Here is a 2756-nt window from a genome sequence, read left to right as displayed (position 1 = left end):
TCGCCGGGGCCGCGGCCGCGGCCGCGGGGCGGACCACCGGCGGCACCACGGTGGGCAGCGCGGCGGGCGGGGCGGCGAGGATCTTGGCGATCTCCTGCCGGGCCCCCTGGGCCGGGAACATGCTGGAGTGCTCGCGCAGCGAGAAGGACCCCTCGATCCACTCCCGGTCCAGCACCCGCCGCTCGTCCGCCTCGCCGACCAGGTCCTCGGACTGGTTGAAGTCGCCGTCGGCGGCCTGGAGGGCCCACAGGTGGACGGCCACCCCGTGTTCCTTGGCGGTCATCATGCCGGGCAGCAGGTCCCCGTCGCCGGTGATCAGCACGACGTCGGCGCAGGCCCGGTTGCGGGCGAGTTCGGAGAGTTCGGCGTGCATCGCGGCGTCCACGCCCTTCTGCACCCAGCGTCCCTCGGCCCGGGTGAGCGCGCCGAGCCGTACGGTGACCCTGGGCAGCACCCTCAGCCGCCGGTGCTCGGGCATCGGGCGCCGGTCGGGCGCGGCGTCGAACCAGTAGATCCGCAGCAGCGGCAGCCCGGTCTCGGCCTCGGCGCGCTCTCGCAGCGCGGTGATCAGGGCCGTGTGGTTCACGGTGACCTTGGAGCGGGACGGATCCCCCGCGAGCAGGCTGGCGGCGGCGCCCAGCAGGTATCCGGCGTCCACCAGGACGACACAGCGGTCCATCGCGCACCTCTTTTCGCTCGCCCTCGGAATCAGTCGGGTGGGTCGATTCGGGAATGGGCGGTCCGCCCGCCGTCCGGGCGTGCCGAGGTGAGGGGCCCCCGTCGTCGCCCGATCGTTGGGTCACCTTTTACCCGCGGTTCGTCTGCCGAACCTCGCCGGTTGTCCCGGTCCGGCAACAGCCGGCCCGACGTGGAGCGACGGGGCGGCGGACAAAGAAGGCGGGCCCCGTTCAACGACGAGGCCCGCCCGAGGTCACGCAGCGGTGCTCCGACCGGCGGACGCCGGTGGTCGGCCGGTGGGGCTCAGCCCTTGAGCTCGGCGGCGACCAGCTCGGCCAGCTGGACGGCGTTCAGGGCTGCGCCCTTGCGCAGGTTGTCGTTCGAGACGAACAGCGACAGGCCGTTGTCCACCGTCTCGTCCACCCGGATGCGGCCGACGTAGCTCGGGTCCTGGCCGGCGGCCTGGAGCGGGGTGGGGATGTCGGACAGCTCGACGCCGGGGGCGCCGCTGAGCAGCTCGACGGCGCGCTCGGGGCTGATCGGGCGCTCGAAGCGGGCGTTGATCTGCAGCGAGTGGCCGGAGAAGACCGGGACGCGCACGCAGGTGCCGGCGACCTTCAGGGCGGGAATGCCGAGGATCTTGCGGCTCTCGTGGCGGAGCTTCTGCTCCTCGTCGGTCTCGTTGGAGCCGTCGTCCACGAGGGAGCCGGCCAGCGGGACCACGTTGAAGGCGATCGGCCGCTGGTAGACCTTGGGTGCGGGGAACTCGACGGCACCGCCGTCGTGGGCGAGCGCGGCGGCGCCGTCCACGACCTTGGCGGCCTGGTCCTGGAGCTCGGCGACGCCGGCCACACCGCTGCCGGACACGGCCTGGTAGGTGGAGACGACGAGTGCGGCCAGGCCGGCCTCCTCGTGCAGCGGGCGCAGCACGGGCATGGCGGCCATGGTGGTGCAGTTCGGGTTGGCGATGATGCCCTTGGGGCGGTCCGCGATGGCCTCGGGGTTGACCTCGGAGACGACCAGCGGGACCTCGGGGTCGCGGCGCCAGGCGGAGGAGTTGTCGATCACCACGGCACCGGCCGCGGCGACCTTGGGGGCCAGGGCCTTGGAGGTCGAGCCGCCGGCCGAGAAGATCACGATGTCCAGGCCGGTGTAGTCGGCCGTGGCCGCGTCCTCGACGGTGACCTCGGTGCCCTGCCAGGGCAGCGTGCGCCCGGCCGAGCGGGCCGAGGCGAACAGCCGCAGCTGCTCCACGGGGCCGATTCCACCGGGAAGTCCGGCGCGCTCCGCCAGGATCTCGCGGACCACGCCGCCGACCTGGCCGGTGGCACCGACAATGCCGATCTTCATCTCCGACTACTCCTCTGAATGGTGCTGTTCACAGCCGCACTCTGCCCATCATGCCTTGTCACGCGGGTGGGACGGCCTGGTGTTCCACGGTGTGAGAGCGCGCCTACTGGTCCAGACCACTGGCGAGGGCCAGTGCGGCGCGGACCTCCGCCTCCCCGGCCGGCAGCAGTGGCAGCCGCACGTCCGGGGTCGGGATGCGGCCCTGGGCGTGCAGCACGCCCTTGGTCACCGTCGGATTCGGCGCCGTGAAGGCGGACAGCGCCAGCCCGGTCAGCCGGTGCCCGAGCGCCCGCGCCCGCTCCACGTCCCCGGCCTGCCAGGCCTCGACCAGCTCGACGAACCGGGCGGTCGCCAGGTGCGCGGAGGCGAGGATGCCGCCGGCCGCGCCGAGCGCCAGCATCGGCGAGAGGTAGGCGTCCTCGCCCGTGAGGAAGGCGAACCCCTCGGGGGTGTCGGCGAGCAGCTCGGTGGCCGTCTGGTCCAGCCCGCCGGTCGCGTACTTGACGCCCACCACGCCCTCGATCGCGGCGAGTTCGCGCAGCGCGGCGGTGGAGAGCTGCTGCCCGGTGCGGTACGGGATGTGGTAGACGAGCAGCGGCAGCGGGCTGCTCGCGGCCAGCGCCCGGAAGTGCGCGACCGTCCCGGCCTCGCCGGCCCGGACGAAGGACGGCGTGGTGACCAGCGCCGCCGCCTGCGGCACCCGCGCGCCGAGCGCGGCCAGCGCCTCG

3 protein-coding genes are annotated in these 2756 nt (G+C 73.7%); all 3 read right to left on the bottom strand.

Translation table 11 applies throughout. From position 1 onward, the window contains the following. A partial coding sequence (locus KS423_RS42855) for an NYN domain-containing protein (RefSeq protein ID WP_224285109.1) occupies positions 1 to 679 on the bottom strand: 679 nt, incomplete at its 3' end. 302 nt (positions 680 to 981) lie between these two features. Beyond that, positions 982 to 2028: an aspartate-semialdehyde dehydrogenase gene (locus KS423_RS42850; protein WP_224285108.1), complete on the bottom strand. Its 1047-nt coding sequence runs from the start codon at positions 2026 to 2028 to the stop codon at positions 982 to 984. Positions 2029 to 2131: 103 nt separating this feature from the next. Beyond that, positions 2132 to 2756, bottom strand: a 625-nt coding sequence (locus KS423_RS42845) for a dihydrodipicolinate synthase family protein (RefSeq protein ID WP_224285107.1), incomplete at its 5' end; no start/stop codon positions are given.

This window comes from Streptomyces sp. LS1784, assembly GCF_020103755.1.
Taxonomy (GTDB): Bacteria; Actinomycetota; Actinomycetes; order Streptomycetales; family Streptomycetaceae; genus Kitasatospora.
This window is presented reverse-complemented; position numbering and strand designations above follow the sequence as displayed.

Coding starts and splice junctions, on each gene's coding strand:
- KS423_RS42850 (WP_224285108.1), bottom strand. CDS start 2,028: ATGAAGATCGGCATTGTCGGTGCCACCGGCCAGGTCGGCGGCGTGGTC.